The sequence below is a fragment of the Sulfurimonas crateris genome (assembly GCF_005217605.1).
Classification (GTDB): Bacteria; Campylobacterota; Campylobacteria; order Campylobacterales; family Sulfurimonadaceae; genus Sulfurimonas; species Sulfurimonas crateris.
This window is the reverse complement of record NZ_SZPX01000003.1, coordinates 208,689-225,683: the sequence shown is the minus strand read 5'-3', so window position 1 is coordinate 225,683 and position 16,995 is coordinate 208,689. Positions and strand designations below refer to the sequence as shown.

Genomic DNA, 16,995 nt, shown 5'->3' with positions numbered 1-16,995 from the left:
AAATAATAAAAGTATTAAAATAGTCGCTTTATGTTAAAGGGGGCATTTAATTTGAAGTACATTATTTTTTTACTATTTTCTATATCTGCTGTGCTGATGGCAGATCACAAAGTTCAGCATATAAATAAAGAACTCTCTCATATAAACCTCTCAGAAGAACAAAGCAATGCAGCAAAAGAGATCCTGTTTGAATTTAGAACTCAGCTAAAAGAGTTTAAAAAATTTAAAGATGAGACAGAGCTAAAGAAAAAGGATCTTTTTTTAAAAGATTATCTCAGTATTCATGATATAGAGACTCTTGATAAGAGTGTAGATATCATGGCCAGAGAGATCGAGAAAAACTTTCTTACGAAAATGCACTCTCTTTTGAGCATAGATCAGAGGATCAGTTTTGTAAAGTACATTGATGATTGGGAAGTAAAGTAATGCATAATATTTTACTTATAGAAGATGATCTGGATATGCAGACATTGATTCGCGACTATTTAGAGAACTATGAACTGCATGTAGAGGCTTTCACTAAGCCAAAAGAGGCGCTTGCTCATCTGGAAAATCATAGCGATAAATACTCCCTTGTTGTTCTTGATCTTATGCTGCCGCAAATGGATGGCTTTGATGTATGTAAAAAGATCAGGCAAATATCGGCTATTCCAATTATAATCTCATCGGCAAGAGGTGAAATAAGCGATAAGATATTGGGCTTTGATTTGGGTGCCGATGATTATTTGGCAAAACCTTACGAGCCTAGAGAGCTTGTTCTTAGGATCAACGCGATCTTAAGAAGAGGAACAAGTAAAAACAAGACTATAAACAACTTTGAGATAGATGAAGATAAGCATGAGATAAAGATAGACGGGCTTACACTGGATCTTACCAAGATAGAGTATGACATTTTGCATCTTTTTTTATTTAATATCGGTAAGGTTTTATCCAGAGAGTCAATATCAAATGCAGTATGCGGAATTGAGTACAGCTCAAAAGACAGAACGATAGATATGCATATAAGCAATCTAAGACAAAAATTAGGCGATGATTCTAAAGATCCTCAGTACATAAAGTCTATATGGGGCATAGGCTATAAATTTATAGGATAACAGATGTCAATCTTTTATAAAGTTATTATATTTTTTCTCATCACTTTCTCTTTGATGTTTTTCGTCTCTATTGAGATAAACAAACTGACAAAAGATACTATTGAGATGCTACTTAGAGACAAGTATATACATGTCTCTGGCGAGCTATTTAAATATATGTCAAACAGTGACCAAAAGAGCCTAGAAGAGAGGCTAAAAGAGCTAAAGTTCGAGATTGTCGAAGATAAGGGAAGATATATTGAGAAGTCACATATACTTCATGAATACAATACTGATTTCTCAACTATAAAGATATTAAGAGATAAAGAGAATAAATATCTTCTATATATGAAATATTTAGATGATGAGATGCTGGTGATCGATCTCTCCCAAGATAACAATTTTGAGAAAAAAGAGTTCTTAAACTATATGATTGTGGCTGATATATTTATTTTGATACTGCTATGTCTCATAATTTTAAAGATGGTATATCCACTAAAAGATATATCAAAGATCATTAGAAAATTTGGAGAGGGTGAGTACTGCCTTAGAATTAAAACAGGGTGTAAAGATGAGATAGGGGAGGTTGCTAAGACATTTAACTCTATGGCATCAAATATTCAAGATCTTATAACATCCAGACAGAGACTGCTGCGCGATATCGGTCATGAGCTAAAGACCCCTATTTCAAAATCAAAGATAGCGCTTGATATGATAGAAGATACTAAGTACAAAAGAATCTTAAACAAGGCACTTTTTCAAATAGATGAGATGATAAACGAGCTCTTATGTCTTGAAAAACTTAATGCAAATCAAAACAAACTAAACATCGAGAACTTTAGCTCCGATACGCTAGTTGGAGAGGCGCTCTCTAAACTTTTTATAGAGGATGAAAATCTTGTAGATATAACTATAGAGTCAAGCTTTAAGATAAAAGGTGACCTTAACTACCTCTCAATAGCTCTTAAGAACTTAATCGACAATGCGCTTAAATATGGAACCCAAAAACCGGTGTATGTTGTTGTAAGAGATACGAACATATCCGTAAAGAGCATTGGTGATGTTTTGGACAAACCTCTGGAGTACTATTGTGAAGCTTTTACTCAGGGCGACAACTCAAGAAACCAGTCAGGGTATGGTTTGGGGCTTAGTCTAGTTAGAAGAATTATGGATAAACACGGTTTTGAGCTTCTCTATTATCATGACGGAAAGTTCAATGTATTTGAGATAGTAGTTTAGTAGGTCTTATAATCCCTCAAGCAGGATATACCAGAGCCTCTCTATCTCCTCATCGCTTAAAAAAAGCGTTGAATCATTTTCAAATAGCTCCAGCAGCGCATCTTTTTTGATACCAAATGTATGGGTGCATCCCTTGTGGGTCGGCAGAAATGCACGGATAAGTGATATCTCATCTTCAACTATAGGAGCCGAGCATAAAAAACACTCAAACTCTTTATGCAGCCTACCTTCATACCTGAGCAGTTTTATATATGACTCTACTGCCACCCTTTTTGGGTTCTGTCTTCCCCAATTTTTTGAAGCAGAGTCTAAGAGTTCAAAATAGAACTCATCAAGCTCTTCGGCATCTTTTAGATGCTTGTAAAAGAGGGCGCAAAAATCCTGCCATACTCGCAGTAGTTTATAATCGTTTATCCATTTAAACCCTATGTGTATCACATCTTTTAATCTATATATGGTCGATTTAGATGATGCTTCTTTCTCATAGTCTATTTTAAAGCCTAGATTTATCACTCCATGCCTTGCTCCGTAGAACCTGTAAAGAGTATCTAAGTTCTCTCTTGATATGATAGTGACTATTAAATCTTCATCTTTGACTTTGTTAAGATTTAGAATAAATCCTTGCATCTTTTTGCTTCTTTACTACGCATATTTTAAATTTTCTCAAAAAAATTCTATTGATATTATATTTTTTTAAACCTTTAAAATGTATAATGCAAGTCCAATCTCTAAATAGGACAAGTTTCTTTAAAAAGAGATTAAATTTGTAAAGAAATTCAATAAAATTGCAAAATTTAGGAGTTAGTATGGTTGAACATCATGATTTATTGAGATCATTTAAAGATAACTGTGGTTTTGGGCTTGTTGCAAACATTAAAAACAAACCTTCACATAAAGTTTTAAATGATGCCGTAACTGCATTGGAGAGAATGATGCACCGCGGTGCCGTAGCGGCAGACGGAAAAACAGGAGATGGCAGCGGCTTGCTTTTTTCACTTCCTGAAGAGTTTCTTCGCAAAGAGGCTTCAAAAGAGGGAATTGAGCTGCCAAAGCAGTTTGCAGTTGCCTGCGTATTTACAAAAGATCTTAAATATTTAGATGTTATTGAGGAGATTTGTGAGGCAAATGACTTAAAAGTAGTGCTTCGCAGATTTGTTCCGGTAAATACTGATGCTCTTGGAGAACAAGCACTTTTAACTCTTCCTAAAATCGTTCAACTATTTATAACTCCAAACTCAATAATGGCAACCAATAGATTTGACGCGCTTTTGTATCTATCACGCAAAGAGAGCGAGCATAGACTTGAAGATGACAATGACTTTTACATAGCTTCTATGAGCTCAAAGGTGATCTCTTACAAGGGACTGGTTATGCCTACGCATATCAAAGAGTTCTTTGTAGACCTTCAAGATGAGAACTTTAAGATCTCTTTTTCACTGTTTCACCAAAGATTCTCAACCAACACTCTTCCGCAGTGGAGACTTGCACAGCCATTTCGTGCGGTTGCGCACAACGGAGAGATCAACTCTGTCGAGGGAAACCGTTTTAATGTAGAGATAAAATCGGAATCGATCAGGAGCGAGGTCTTTACAGATGAAGAGATACAGAGAATACTTCCTATTTTACAGCCAAAGTCATCGGATAGTGCTTCGGCAGACAACTTTTTTGAGTTTTTGCTTGTAAACGGTATGGACTTTTTCAAAGCTGTCCGTGCCGTCATTCCTGCTGCTTGGCAGAACGCACCTCATATGGACCCTGAACTTCGCGCATTTTATGAGTATCACTCAACAGTTTTTGAAGCGTGGGACGGACCTGCAGCATTCTCCGTGACAGATGGAAGATATGTAGGATGTGTACTTGATAGAAATGGACTTCGCCCTTCAAAATATATCATCACAAAAGATGACACCCTGCTTATAGCAAGTGAATACGGTGTTGTCGATATCCCTGAGAAGGATATAAAAGAGAGAGGCCGTCTGCAGTCGGGCGAGATGATTGGACTTGACCTTAAAAACGGCAAAATATTAAAGAACAGCGACATAAACGACTACCTAAAGAGCTCAAACCCATATATGAAGTGGCTAAACGAGCATATGATCTACCTGCAAGAACACGTGGTCGATCAATATATGTCTGACTCCGAATATACAAAAGAGGAGCTTATAGCAAGACAGAGATACTTTAACGTTACTCATGAGGTTATAGAGCAGGTTATAGAGCCTATGATCTTAGAGGGTAAAGAGGCTGTAGGCTCAATGGGTGATGATACTCCGCTCGCAGCATTCTCAAATAAGCAAAGAGCATTTAGCGACTTTTTCAAGCAGAAGTTTGCTCAGGTCACAAACCCTCCGATCGACCCTATCAGAGAAAAAGTGGTTATGAGTTTAAATACGGGCTTTGGAGAGGTTCACAACATCCTTGATGAAGTGCCGTTTCATGCGCATCGTCTAAAATCTATCTCTCCTATCATAACAAGCGAGAAACTCTCTATTTTAAAATCTTTCGGTGATAAGAAGTCTCCTAGTTATCAAGATTTTTACCGCAACAAAACATTCTCTACCGCTTATGAGATCGATCTGAAAAAATCACTTGATGCTTTGGTTGAAAATGTCGTAAACTCTGTAAAAAATGAAGGTACCAGAATCATTATACTTGATGATAGCGAATTTAGTAAAGAGAAGAAAATAATCCCTATGGCAATGGCTATAGGACGTCTTAACTCGGCATTGTTAAAAGCAAAGGTTCGTCATTTGGCATCTATGGTCGCTGTAAGCTGCGAGGTTTACGACTCTCACAGCGCGGCGGTTCTTATAGGTTACGGTGCAAATGCGATCCACCCTAAACTATTAGCCGAGACCGTTATAGAGCATACAAAAAGATCAAATGCTGTTACGGTGGATTGTAACGTGGCGCTTAAAGCGGTTCACGGTTCACTCAATGCAGGAATCCTTAAAATAATGTCCAAAATGGGTATATCTACTATAGCTTCATATAGAAACTCAGGTCTTTTTGATGTTATGGGACTAAGCCGCGAGATGGTGAGCGAGTGTTTTGGAGCATCAAACTCTGCACTAAACGGACTCGATTACAGTGATATAGATGAGAGACTTACAAAATATCATGAGCAGGCTTTCGAGAACAACGGTTTTAACAAAATATTTCCTCTAAATATCGGCGGCTACTATAAATTCTACAGCGGACAAGAGCACCATGATTTCGGACCTGAAGTTATTCATGCTATCCATGCTACCGCACAGAGCGGAAGCAAGAAAGATTATGAGAGACTAAGAGACCTTGTAAACAAAAGAGGTCTGAAGTTTATTCGTGATTTCTTTGATATAAGATCAGACAGAAAACCGATCAATATTTCTGAAGTAGAGCCTAAAGAGGAGATCTTTAAAAGATTTGCCTCAGCTGCTATGAGTCTTGGCTCTATCAGTCCCGAAGCACACGAGACAATTGCGATCGCAATGAACAGAATAGGTGCACAGTCAAACTGTGGAGAGGGTGGAGAAGACCCTGAGCGCTTTGGAACTGAGAGAAACTCAAAGATAAAACAGGTGGCATCGGGACGTTTTGGTGTCACACCAGCATACCTTAGAAGTGCCGAAGAGATCCAGATAAAAGTCGCTCAGGGTGCAAAACCGGGCGAGGGTGGACAGCTTCCTGGGCATAAGGTTTCAGCGCTTATAGGAAAACTTCGCCATACCGTTCCGGGTGTAACACTCATCTCGCCTCCTCCTCATCACGATATCTACTCTATCGAGGATCTGGCACAGCTTATTTTTGACGTTAAGCAGGTAAATCCAAAAGCAAGAGTTGCCGTGAAACTGGTATCGACTATCGGTGTCGGAACTATTGCTGCGGGTGTTGCAAAAGCGTATGCGGATAAGATCATTATCTCAGGCGGAGACGGCGGAACAGGTGCCGCACCTCTTACCTCGATCAAGTTTGCAGGAAATCCTTGGGAACTTGGACTTAGCGAAGCACACAATGCACTAAAAGCAAACAACCTTAGAAGAGTGGTAGAGCTTCAAACAGACGGCGGTCTAAAATCAGGACTTGATGTTGTAAAAGCTGCACTTCTCGGTGCAGAGAGCTATGGATTTGGAACGGGTGTTTTAACTATCGTAGGTTGTAAAATGCTCCGCATCTGCCATGTCAACAAATGTTCGGTCGGTATTGCGACTCAAAATGAAAAACTGCGTCAAGAGTTCTTTAAAGGTCATGTCGATCAGCTTATAAACTATTTTACTCTTTTGGCTGAAGATATTCGTTCGATCATGGCAGAGCTTGGATTTAGAACTATGCAGGAGATGATAGGCAGAAGTGATCTTCTAAAAGTCACAGATGACAGCTTTGCTCAAAAGTTCGATTTCAGCGCTGTTTTACATCAAGAGGAGGGGGTGAACAGCTCTCAGCAGCTTACAAATCCTCCGTTTGATGACAACGCATTTGAAAAAGATGTTCTTAAAGAGGCGATGAGCGCTATAAAACATCCTGAATATCCTGTTAAGATCAATAGAAAGATCACGAACGTCAACAGAAGTTTCGGCGCGCTTATAAGTGGAGAGATCGCTGAATACTACGGTGACAAAGGACTTGCTTCTGACACGATCCGCATTAACCTAACCGGTATTAGCGGACAGGCTTTGGGTGCATTTTTGATCCATGGAGTATCAATCTACCTAAGTGGTGTTGCAAATGACTACATCGGAAAAGGGATGCATGGAGGAAAGATAATCGTTACCTCTAAAAACAGCGGTGAGAAATTTGCTGCAGGCGGTAATACATGTCTTTATGGAGCAACAGGTGGAAAGCTCTATGTTGCAGGAAGTGTAGGGGAGAGATTTGCGGTTCGTAACTCCGGAGCACTTGCAATTGTCGAGGGAACAGGAGATAACGCATGTGAGTATATGACAGGCGGTGTTGTAGTGATCCTTGGACGCACGGGAATAAACTTCGGTGCAGGTATGACAGGCGGAATAAGCTTCGTATATGATGAAGAGCACAAGTTTTTTGAAAATGCAAACCGTGAGCTTGTAGAGCTGGTAAGAATCGATACCGACGAGACCGATGAGGCTAGACACTACCTCAAAAAACTTCTTAAAGATTATGTTGTCGAGACTGAGAGCAAAAAGGCAAAAGCGCTGCTTGAAAACTTTAGAATAGAGGTGAGAAACTTCTGGCTCGTAAAACCTAAAAATCTAACTAAACTGCCTATTAACTTAGAGATCGGAGATTAATCATGAGAGAATTTTTAACAATTGAAAGAGTAGAAGCAAAAAAGAGATTAGTCGTTGAGAGAACAAAAGATTTTGGAGAGATTTACGAAGTTTTCGATAAGAGCGAAGCCTCAACGCAGAGCGAGAGATGTATACAGTGCGGAGACCCGTTTTGTCTAAATAAGTGCCCGCTTCACAACTATATACCACAGTGGCTAAAAGCGGTGAGCGAAAAAGATCTGGAGTTCGCATTCAAGCTCTCAAACGAGCCGTCACCGTTTCCAGAAGTTATGGGAAGAGTCTGCCCTCATGACAGACTTTGCGAAGGTGATTGTACTCTAAATGACGGTCATGGGGCAATTACGATCGGCTCTGTTGAGACACATATAACGGAAGAGGGATTTAGAGCAGGATTTAAGCCTGATTTTCCGGGAATAACAACTGACAAAAAGGTGGCGATCATAGGAAGCGGTCCTGCTGGACTATCTGCTGCTACATATCTTCTGCGTTCAGGAATAGCAGTTACTGTTTATGAGAGAAGCGACAGAGCAGGCGGGCTTATGACCTACGGGATCCCTAACTTCAAACTTGATAAAAAGATAATAGAACGACGTATAAAGTTTCTTACAGATGCAGGTATGGAGCTTGTGCTTAATTGTGAAGTGGGCAAAGATATAACTTTTGAAGAGATAGCCGACAAGCATGACGCGATGTTTATAGGCATAGGCGCTACAAAAGCGAAAAAAGCTTCAATAAACGGCGAACAGGCACCAAATGTTTACAAAGCGATGGATTATCTAACGGCAATTCAGAGAAAGAACTTCAAGCTCTCTTACGATAAAAAGTTTGATTTTAAAGATAAAAATGTAGTTGTTATCGGCGGCGGAGACACGGCAATGGATTGTCTTAGAACTGCCAAAAGAGAGGGTGCGAAGAGCGTTACTTGTCTCTATAGACGTGATGCGCATAATATGCCGGGAAGCCAAAAAGAGTATAAGAATGCAATGGAAGAGGGCGTTGACTTTACATTTTTTGTCTCTCCTAAAGAGATCATCTTAAACGACAAGGGCAATGCCGTCGGTGTTGAAGTCATTAAAACTACTCTTGGTGCAAAAGATGAGAGCGGGCGTCAAAAGATGGAAGAGGTAAAAGGGAGCGAATACAGAGTAAATGCAGACGTAGTTATTATGTCGCTTGGTTTTGATCCTGAAGCTCCTTCATTCTTGGCTGAAAACGGCATAGATACCAACAAGTGGGGCGGAATCATAATAAATGAAGAGACTCACGAGACTACAACGTCAGGTATATATGCGGGAGGCGATTGTTATAGAGGTGCCGACCTTGTAGTAACTGCTGCGTATGACGGACGTGAAGCCGCTAGAAGTATAGTAAAATCACTGCTGAAAAAATAGTGTTCTTTTTTATAATTCTCGAAAAACAAAGTTTTTCGTAGCTTTAGGGGGTTGTAGGGACATCTGTCCCTGCCACTAAAACGGACGCGTTCGTTTTAGTGTATAATATTGGTTATAAAATTAAAGTATAAATTCGATATAATTCCCGCCATAATATATATAAAAGGATAATTTTTGAATTTACTTAGCATTTTTTCTAGAAATAAAAACATAAAAGAACCTGTTAAAAGTGAAGCTCCTGCACATTGGGTAAAGTGTAAATCATGTCAATCCCTAATGTACTACAAAGAGGTTGAAAATCAAAAACATGTCTGCCCTAAATGCGGATATCATATAAGAATAGGCGTAAAAGAGAGAATAGAACTTTTAGCAGATGAGGGAACATTTGTTGAGTATGATTCTAATCTTAGACCTGTTGACCCACTTAAATTTACCGATAAAATATCATATAAACAGAGACTCAAAGACGCAGAAGCCAAAACAGGCAAAACTTCATCTGTTGTAAGCGGAGAGTGTGAGATGAACGGTGTTCCTGCTCAAGTCGTAATATTTGATTTTGCTTTTATGGGCGGCTCTTTAGGATCTGTTGAGGGTGAGAAGATCGTCCGTGCGGTAGATCGTGCAATCCAGAAGAGACAGGGGCTTATCATCCTTAGTGCGAGCGGCGGTGCTAGAATGCAGGAGAGTACTTTTTCACTGCTTCAGATGAGCAAGACCTCTGCCGCTTTGGCAAAACTTGCAAAACACAACCTTCCGTATATCTCCGTTCTTACTGACCCTACAATGGGCGGTGTAAGTGCTTCATTTGCAACGCTTGGCGATATTATCATTGCTGAGCCGGGGGCTTTGATCGGTTTTGCGGGACAGAGAGTGATAGAGCAGACGATAGGCTCTGCTCTCCCTGATGGATTCCAGCGAGCAGAGTTTTTGCTTGAAAAGGGCTCAATAGATATGGTTGTAAATAGAAACAATCTTAAAAAAACACTCTCAGACCTCCTAACACTTCTAAAAGTTGCATAATGCGTCTTTACGCACTCTGTGACCAGGAGCTTCTAGATAAGAGATCGATCTCTCTAGAGGCTTATATCAGCATTGCCAAAGAGCAAAAAGCAGAGATAATCCAATACCGCAATAAAAGTGCGGATTTACAATTAATCAAACGCCAGCTTATTAAGATCAGAAATATGTATGACGGTTTTTTAATTGTAAACGACGCGTATGAGCTTGTAGAGTTTTGTGATGGCGTGCATGTCGGGCAGGATGATCTAAGAGCAATAGACCCAGACCCTTTAAAAGCTATAAAGATATTAAGAGGTGTTACGGGAAAAGATAAGATACTGGGCATCTCAACTCACAGCAAAGAGGAAGTTTTAGAGGCAAATGAGATGGATCTCAACTATATCGGTCTCGGAGCGTACAGAAGCACTGCTACAAAAAGTGATATATCAGCTCTCTTGGGCGAGAGTCTTGATGAGATCGCTTCACACTCAAAACATTTTGTCGCGGCAATAGGCGGCGTAAAAAAGAGCGATAAATTTTCTCATGTGACATATCATGTCATAGGTAGCGGGCTTATTTTATGAATATAGAGATAGTGTCAATAGCAAAAAAAGAGCGCTCTACCTATGATCCTCTCTATAAAGAACTTATAAAGATGATTTCGCGCTTTGCTAAAGTAGACGATACGGAACTTTTTAACAAAGATGTAACAAAAGCACACACTATCTCACCTGAAGCTTCAAAACAGGCTTATTCAAAACTTTTAGAGCCCTATATATCAAAAGGTTTTAACGTAATATTGCACCCTGATGGAAAAATAATCGATAGTTATGAATTTAGTAAGCTATTAGATGGTAAAATTGCGATTAAATTTTTCATAGGCGGAGCTTACGGCTTTGAGAATGAGTTTTTGAAAAAAAGCGATGCCGTTATAAGTTTAGGAAATATTACTATGAGTCATAAAATTGCAAAGGCTGTTTTGCTTGAGCAGATTTATAGAGGGTTTTCAATTTTGAGCAACCACCCATATCACAAATAAGGAAAGTACGTGCAAGATAGCGAGTTAAAATACTTTAAAGAGATTTTAGAGAGTAGAAAAGACCAGATCATTAAAAACATAAAAGGTGTAAATGATGAACTAAATCAGTTAAGCTCATTAGAACTTAATGATGAGGGCGATCATGCATCTGTCGATAACAGTTCTATGGTCGAGAGCGCTATTGTAAGACAGCAAGAAAAAGAGCTAAGAGAGATCAATGTGACTCTTGGAAAGATCGCCTCTGGTGATTATGGAATTTGTGAGATGTGTGAAGACCCTATAGGGTTTCAGAGATTAAAAGTTAAACCTCATGCGATATACTGTATAGATTGTAGAGAGATCGTAGAAAAATCTAAATAAGGAGTATGTAATGCATATTAAAAGATACACAATTGCAGCACTGATATTAATTGTTCTGATCGGGTGGTACGTTTACGCTTTTGTAACACAAGAGAGCACTACTATTGATTTCTTCGGTACAGCACTACCATCATTTTCTATCGCGGTATGGGTAGTTATACCTATGATAGTATTGTATGCTGCCAGCGTTGTCCATATGCTTTTTTACTCATTTTTAGGTACCTTAAGAAGACGCAAATATGATAAGGATTATGAGAGAATAGTTGATGCTATTGTGGATGCATATCTTGGAAAACAGGAGCGTTCAAATTCATTTAAAACAGATAGATACAAGCTGTTGGGTTCTCTTGTTGACAATGCAACTATTTTTCCAATTGGGGAGTTCGACGCAAATATCGAGAACAAAAAACTAAAAGATGTTCTCACTCTGATAAACAGTATAAGAAACGGCGAAGCCGTAGAGTTGAAAAAATACTCTCTTAAACCATCAAATGTTTTGGTTATTCAAAATGAGAGAAACAGATATAAAAAAGGCGATATAAGTGCCGAAGATATTTTGAGCGATAAAAACAGATACGATGTCAGCCTGCGTAAAGAGGTCTATATTGATTTTGTAAAGTATGCTCCGCTTTACGCTATAGAGAAGTATAAAGATGCACTCAGCAAAGAGGCTCTTTTTGAAGTGCTATCTAGAATAAATGCAGATGAGCATACGCTAGAGATATCTAACGACTCTCTTATCGCTCTGCTCCATGATCTTAAGCTTGACTCTAAAGAGTATATCGAGGCTTCAAAAAAGCTCTCCAAGTCAATGCTTCCAGAGCAGAGAATCAAACTCTTTGAAACACTTAGTAATGAGGGTGAAGCTGCAACGGAAGCTTATCTCTTTACTCTCTTTGATCTTGAGATGCTCTCTCCTGCAAAAGAGATACTTGATATATCGCAGCCTAATGAGTATCTGACTTTTAAAGCGTACAGCGCGCTTAGAGATTGCGGAAAACATTTTGATATCAATCTCTTTGTATAGTACGTCAAATTTATAATGAGTGAAAAATTATCTTTTAAAAAGCCAATCTTTGTACTAGCTCCACTAGCGGGCTATACGGATCTGCCTTTTAGAAGCGTTGTTAAAAAGTTCGGGGCGGATTTGACGGTTAGTGAGATGCTTAGCTCAAATGCTCTGGTTCACGGTTCCGCTAAAACACTTCATATGATACAAAAAAGCCCAAACGAAGATCCATACTCTGTACAGATAGCAGGTGCCGAAGTTGATGTAATTCGCGGTGCGGTTGAGATACTAAACGAGCAAGATGGGATAGATATAATTGACCTCAATTGCGGCTGTCCGGTGCCAAAGGTGGTTGGACACGGAAGCGGGAGTTCTCTGCTTCTAAACCTTCCTTTAATGGGCGATATTATAAAAACTATCAAAGAGACCTCAAATAAAAGTCTAACAAGCGTAAAGATAAGACTCGGTTTTGAGAAAAAAAACCATATAGAGATAGCAAAGATAGTAGAGGATAGCGGCGCGGATTTTATAGCCGTTCATGGCAGAACACGCGCTGGAAAATTTAAAGCCGCAGTTGACTATGATGCCATAAAAGAGATCAAAGAGGCTGTGAAAATCCCCGTGATCGCAAACGGAGACATAGATTCGTACGAAAAGGCTAAGTGGGTTTTAGAGCACACTGGGGCGGACGGAGTTATGATAGGAAGAGGGGCGGTTGGCGCTCCTTGGATATTTCATCAGCTCAAATCCGGCAGTGAATTTATTGACAAAAACATAAAGCATGATATAATCATGGAGCACTTTGATAAGATGATAGAGTTTTATGGCTCCCACGGAGTTCCTATGTTTAGAAAACATACTCATACTTACTCTAAAGGTTACCGAGGTGCATCAGCACTTAGAGACAGTGTAAACCGTATATCTGACGTACAAGAATACCGCGCTGTAATAGATGACTTTTTTAGTAATAGCGAGATAGTTTGTTAAAGATAAGTAAATCAATAAAAACATTAGACCATAGTGACATAGGCGATAATCTACTACATTACGATTACAACGTAAAACATCTTCTCTCTTTGATAAGAAGAGGGGTAAATAAAGATGACCCTCATTTTTTAAGCTCATACCGCTCTTTTGAGGGTGAGGTCTTTGAGAATTTCATATATGAAAAACTTCTTATATACGCCGTAGAAAATGAAGAGATCGAGAAGTTCATCTTAAAAGGTTTTCATCAAGATAAGATAAAAGCTCATGCAAATACACTCTCGATAAGTGAAAAACAGCAGATAGTATATAGAACCAAAAGCAGAGAGATAAGCGAGTTTGACGCTATGCTTATCACAAAAAACAAAGAGCTCTACTTTGTGGAGATGACGCTTGTAAAATCTGTGCTTAAACTTAGAAAAAGACTTAGAAAGAAAAAAGCACTTCTGGAGATAATATTTCCAAACTATGAGATAAAAGCCCTTATTATTTTAAATGAGGGAGCTACGGGGGTTAGACAGTTACCGTCTTACTGTACCGTCTGGCTGACAGAGGGTTTTTCTGCAAATGAAGTACTTGATTATATTGTAGATACCGATGCAAAAAAGTTGATGCCTAAAAAGAGAATAAAGTCTCCAAAGATGATAGAGGCACACTCCTTAAAGCTCTATCCGTTTAGATACTACAACACTATCTCTTGGATCACAAAATCTATCAACAGCAATAAAAAGCATATACTCGATATGAACTTTTTGCTGAGCGAGAAGATCCAGAGATACCACGATCTTTACAATAAGTTTTACATAGGTTTTATCGACGTGGCAGAAATGAGAGATGTGTTAAAGCTGGACAACAGCTACAAAGATGATCAGAGAGTGATCGTTGCTCTTGAAAAGAAACACTCAGATGAGATAGTGCTTACGTACTATATACAGCTGACTAGAAAAAGCTTGTATCTCTACTCATTTGAGGATGATAGAGTCGTAAAAGAGAAGAAGGACCCGTACGGTATTACAGTAACCGAAGTCTATCACATAAGCAAGATGATGGATGAGAAGTATAGACTCACTACGGCAAATCTAGCTATGATTAAAAAGCTTTTGGAAAACAGATCTAGCCAAGACGCCTCTTAATACTCTTTAGAGGTGCTAAACCTCATACCTTACAGAAGCTGCTTTCTCTTTATATGCTTGCAGATACTCCTCTTTGGAGTCATCACCGCCGCTATTTAAAAAATTATCCAGCTCTTGATGTCTGCTTTGTAAAATTGACTCAAAATCATCCTGTGTCGTTGGTCTGTTATGCGTAAATCTGTCAAGAAGAATATTGCTCTTACCCATAAGTACAAGATAGCTCTGCTCGCCAAAATCGAGCATAACCACGCTGTTTTGCTCATTTAGCGATTTTTGGAACCTTATGCTTACATCATTATTATTGATGCTTGGCTGTTTGACCTTAGTAGCTTCTTTCGTATTGCTGTTATTATTTTCTGCAAAGAGCCATGAAGATGTTTTTTTTGTATTTGGCTGAGTTGAGACCCTCTTTTTGATATAAAAAAGTATGATTATCCCAATAATTAAAATTGTTATAACTATGTAGTAGCTCTGAGCTATATCGTCACTCTTCTTTGTCGGAAGTGAAGCAAGCAGAGGAGCTTCTGCCTTTTGCGGCTCTTTAACGCTCTTTGGTGCTTGAGCAGCCGCACTAAATCTCAGTCTTAGTCCATATGAGTCGGATGTCTTAGATGCTTGAAGAGCTATGGAAGGTGGCACATTTGCAGAGATCTGTGTATAGCCGGACATTGGAGTTATGGTAATAGATTTTATATATTTAGATGATAGTTTTTTTACCTTTGCGGACTCTATAGAGGCATCTTCAAGCTTTATTAGGATGTTTGAGTCGCTTGAGCTCTGTTTTATAACACCCTCATACGGAGTGTCAAAAGTTATCATCACGTCAACTCTGTCTGTTCTGTCGTAAATGTTATAGCTTAGAATTTTTGAAGCGTATAGCCAAAGTGGAAGTAGAAAAATTAAGAACAGTTTTATCATAGTCTCTCTTTGGCAAGATGGTATAAGACTGCGCTTGAGTCAAGTATCTCATTTATACGGATAGCAAGGTTCTTCTCATAGACCATAACCTCGCCTTTTCCTAAAATACGTCCATTTACATAGGACTCAACACTCTCGCCTGCAGGTTTTTTAAGGTCTATTATAGAGCCTTTTGTAAGTTTTAAAATATCGCCTATCGAGAGTTCTGTTTCTCCGAGCTCAGATACGAACTCAACTTCCATGTCAAGTAGACCGGAGTAGTCCATCCATGAGAGTTCTGTCTCAGGATTGAACGTAAACTCTTTAGCTCCATAGGTGCGTCTTCTTTTATTCAACTATAGTTCCTTAATAGCGATAATCATCTCATCATCTTCTACTTTTAAGACTTTTGCATTGTCGTAGTTAAAGTCAAAGATATCGATCTTCTCAAAATGCGGAGTTGACATATTGTACGACTTCGACTCATTTTGGCTTGCGAGAACCTTTGCACTTCCGATAATCAGGTTCGCGGTCTCAAGGGTCATGTCTATCAAAGTATCCTCATCGCTCTCATCCTCTTCTAAAAGAAGTGTAGATATTCTCTGCGCAAAACTGGGTGTTGCACCGATATAAACTCTATGTTTGTTGCCGTCTATACTCTCTATGTCTATATAAGCAATAACCGTTCTCGTTTTAGTCACATTATCATGCATCTCATAAGGCAGCCTTATATGATGGATACAGAAATTTTTTGAAGCTTCTATAATTGTGTTTAACATTCTTTAACCCTTGTTTGGGAAATTATACATAAGGGTAGCTCTAAAAATTCTTAATATATTTCTGTGGGGCCATTAAGATGATATAATTGCGAAAAAAGTTTTTATGATGATTGAGTTGATTTTTTTAGGTATAGGTGTCGGGCTGCTCTCTGGGTTTTTCGGCATCGGCGGCGGAACCATACTTGTCCCTCTGCTTCTGCTTCTGGGTTATAGTATAAAAGAGGCTATCGGTATATCTGTTGTACAGATGCTCTTTAGCTCACTGTATGGAAGTTACCTTAACAATAAAAAAGGAACGCTCGACGTTCCTATGGTATTTACGATAGGAATCGGCGGTTTTGTCGGAGCGCTCTTTAGTGGATTTTTAACCTCGTTATTTAGTGACTTGGCGTTAGAGTTGATATTTTTAGCGTTTGCACTCTTTGCTCTAAGCAGACTCTTTTTTAAAACAAGCGCAAGTGTCGTTCAAAAAGAGTTAAGTAAAACACTGCTCTTTACGATCGGTGTTTTTGTCGGTCTTATCAGTATGCTCATAGGCGTTGGAGGAAGCATTATCATAGTGCCGATACTGGTTAGTTTTTTACATGTGGATATCAAAAAAGCGATATCTGCAGGGCTATTTTTTGTGGTTTTTTCATCGGTGTCGGGGGTTATATCTCATACTTTAAGCAGAGATATAGACTTCTTTAGCGGAATAGTTATTGGAGTTGCATCTCTCATCGGTGTCTACGTCGGTATCTTTCTTAAAGACAAAGTAGATTCGGTTTTGCAGAAGAAACTATTAGCGTGGTTTTATCTATTAATTGTTATATACTTGATACAGAGAATATTATTTTAGAGGAATTT

At 38.9% G+C, this 16,995-nt stretch carries 17 protein-coding genes; 13 read left to right on the top strand and 4 right to left on the bottom strand.

The window, feature by feature from the left end; genetic code table 11:
* The first annotated feature begins 51 nt into the window (after nt 1–51).
* From FCU45_RS05160 to FCU45_RS05150, 3 genes are read left to right on the top strand one after another with little or no spacing between them, the layout of a single operon-like run.
* The gene (locus tag FCU45_RS05160) at nt 52–426 is read left to right on the top strand and encodes a hypothetical protein (protein WP_137012974.1); all 375 of its coding nucleotides are present in this window, start codon (nt 52–54) and stop codon (nt 424–426) included.
* Nucleotides 426–1,094: a response regulator transcription factor gene (locus FCU45_RS05155; RefSeq protein ID WP_137012972.1), complete on the top strand. Its 669-nt coding sequence runs from the start codon at nt 426–428 to the stop codon at nt 1,092–1,094. The genes FCU45_RS05160 and FCU45_RS05155 overlap by 1 nt, the downstream gene beginning before the upstream one ends.
* A 3-nt stretch (nt 1,095–1,097) precedes the next feature.
* Nucleotides 1,098–2,312 carry an ArsS family sensor histidine kinase gene (locus FCU45_RS05150; RefSeq protein ID WP_137012970.1) on the top strand — a complete coding sequence of 405 codons (1,215 nt, stop codon included), beginning with the start codon at nt 1,098–1,100 and terminating at the stop codon, nt 2,310–2,312.
* A gap of 6 nt (nt 2,313–2,318) precedes the next feature.
* Here FCU45_RS05150 and recO read toward each other — a convergent pair whose 3' ends face one another.
* Nucleotides 2,319–2,939 (bottom strand): recombination protein RecO, encoded by a 621-nt coding sequence (gene recO, locus FCU45_RS05145; RefSeq protein ID WP_137012968.1) that lies wholly within the window; start codon nt 2,937–2,939, stop codon nt 2,319–2,321.
* Nucleotides 2,940–3,118: 179 nt separating this feature from the next.
* On the opposite strand from recO, the gene gltB reads away from it, so the two are divergent.
* The 9 genes from gltB (at nt 3,119) to FCU45_RS05100 (ending at nt 14,473) form a co-directional block, all read left to right on the top strand.
* Entirely contained in the window at nt 3,119–7,558 is a 4,440-nt protein-coding gene (gltB, locus tag FCU45_RS05140; protein ID WP_137012966.1) for a glutamate synthase large subunit, read from the top strand.
* Between the two features lie 2 nt (nt 7,559–7,560).
* A complete protein-coding gene (locus FCU45_RS05135) occupies nt 7,561–8,949 on the top strand; it encodes a glutamate synthase subunit beta (protein WP_137012964.1) in 1,389 nt (462 codons plus the stop codon).
* Nucleotides 8,950–9,123: 174 nt separating this feature from the next.
* A complete protein-coding gene (accD, locus tag FCU45_RS05130) occupies nt 9,124–9,969 on the top strand; it encodes an acetyl-CoA carboxylase, carboxyltransferase subunit beta (RefSeq protein WP_137012962.1) in 846 nt (281 codons plus the stop codon).
* Complete coding sequence (locus FCU45_RS05125; RefSeq protein ID WP_137012960.1) at nt 9,969–10,532, top strand: thiamine phosphate synthase; 564 nt, start codon at nt 9,969–9,971, stop codon at nt 10,530–10,532. Before accD ends, FCU45_RS05125 begins: the two co-directional genes overlap by 1 nt.
* Nucleotides 10,529–10,987 (top strand): 23S rRNA (pseudouridine(1915)-N(3))-methyltransferase RlmH, encoded by a 459-nt coding sequence (locus tag FCU45_RS05120; RefSeq protein ID WP_137012958.1) that lies wholly within the window; start codon nt 10,529–10,531, stop codon nt 10,985–10,987. Before FCU45_RS05125 ends, FCU45_RS05120 begins: the two co-directional genes overlap by 4 nt.
* A 9-nt stretch (nt 10,988–10,996) precedes the next feature.
* On the top strand, nt 10,997–11,347 hold the full coding sequence (dksA, locus tag FCU45_RS05115; protein WP_137012956.1) for an RNA polymerase-binding protein DksA: 351 nt from the start codon (nt 10,997–10,999) through the stop codon (nt 11,345–11,347).
* 10 nt (nt 11,348–11,357) lie between these two features.
* Nucleotides 11,358–12,374, top strand: coding sequence for a hypothetical protein (locus FCU45_RS05110; RefSeq protein WP_137012954.1), 1,017 nt, complete (start codon nt 11,358–11,360; stop codon nt 12,372–12,374).
* 15 nt (nt 12,375–12,389) lie between these two features.
* Complete coding sequence (gene dusB / locus FCU45_RS05105) at nt 12,390–13,343, top strand: tRNA dihydrouridine synthase DusB (protein ID WP_137012952.1); 954 nt, start codon at nt 12,390–12,392, stop codon at nt 13,341–13,343.
* Nucleotides 13,337–14,473 (top strand): hypothetical protein, encoded by a 1,137-nt coding sequence (locus FCU45_RS05100; protein WP_137012950.1) that lies wholly within the window; start codon nt 13,337–13,339, stop codon nt 14,471–14,473. Before dusB ends, FCU45_RS05100 begins: the two co-directional genes overlap by 7 nt.
* A gap of 15 nt (nt 14,474–14,488) precedes the next feature.
* Here FCU45_RS05100 and FCU45_RS05095 read toward each other — a convergent pair whose 3' ends face one another.
* Genes FCU45_RS05095 through FCU45_RS05085 form a run of 3 tightly spaced genes read right to left on the bottom strand, consistent with a single transcriptional unit; the run spans nt 14,489 to nt 16,149 of the window.
* On the bottom strand, nt 14,489–15,391 hold the full coding sequence (locus FCU45_RS05095) for a hypothetical protein (protein WP_137012948.1): 903 nt from the start codon (nt 15,389–15,391) through the stop codon (nt 14,489–14,491).
* Entirely contained in the window at nt 15,388–15,726 is a 339-nt protein-coding gene (gene fliN / locus FCU45_RS05090) for a flagellar motor switch protein FliN (RefSeq protein ID WP_137012946.1), read from the bottom strand. Before fliN ends, FCU45_RS05095 begins: the two co-directional genes overlap by 4 nt.
* A complete protein-coding gene (locus tag FCU45_RS05085; protein WP_137012944.1) occupies nt 15,727–16,149 on the bottom strand; it encodes a chemotaxis protein CheX in 423 nt (140 codons plus the stop codon).
* 106 nt (nt 16,150–16,255) lie between these two features.
* Here FCU45_RS05085 and FCU45_RS05080 point away from each other — a divergent pair, with 106 nt between their 5' ends.
* Entirely contained in the window at nt 16,256–16,987 is a 732-nt protein-coding gene (locus FCU45_RS05080) for a sulfite exporter TauE/SafE family protein (protein ID WP_137012942.1), read from the top strand.
* Nucleotides 16,988–16,995: the final 8 nt, after the last annotated feature.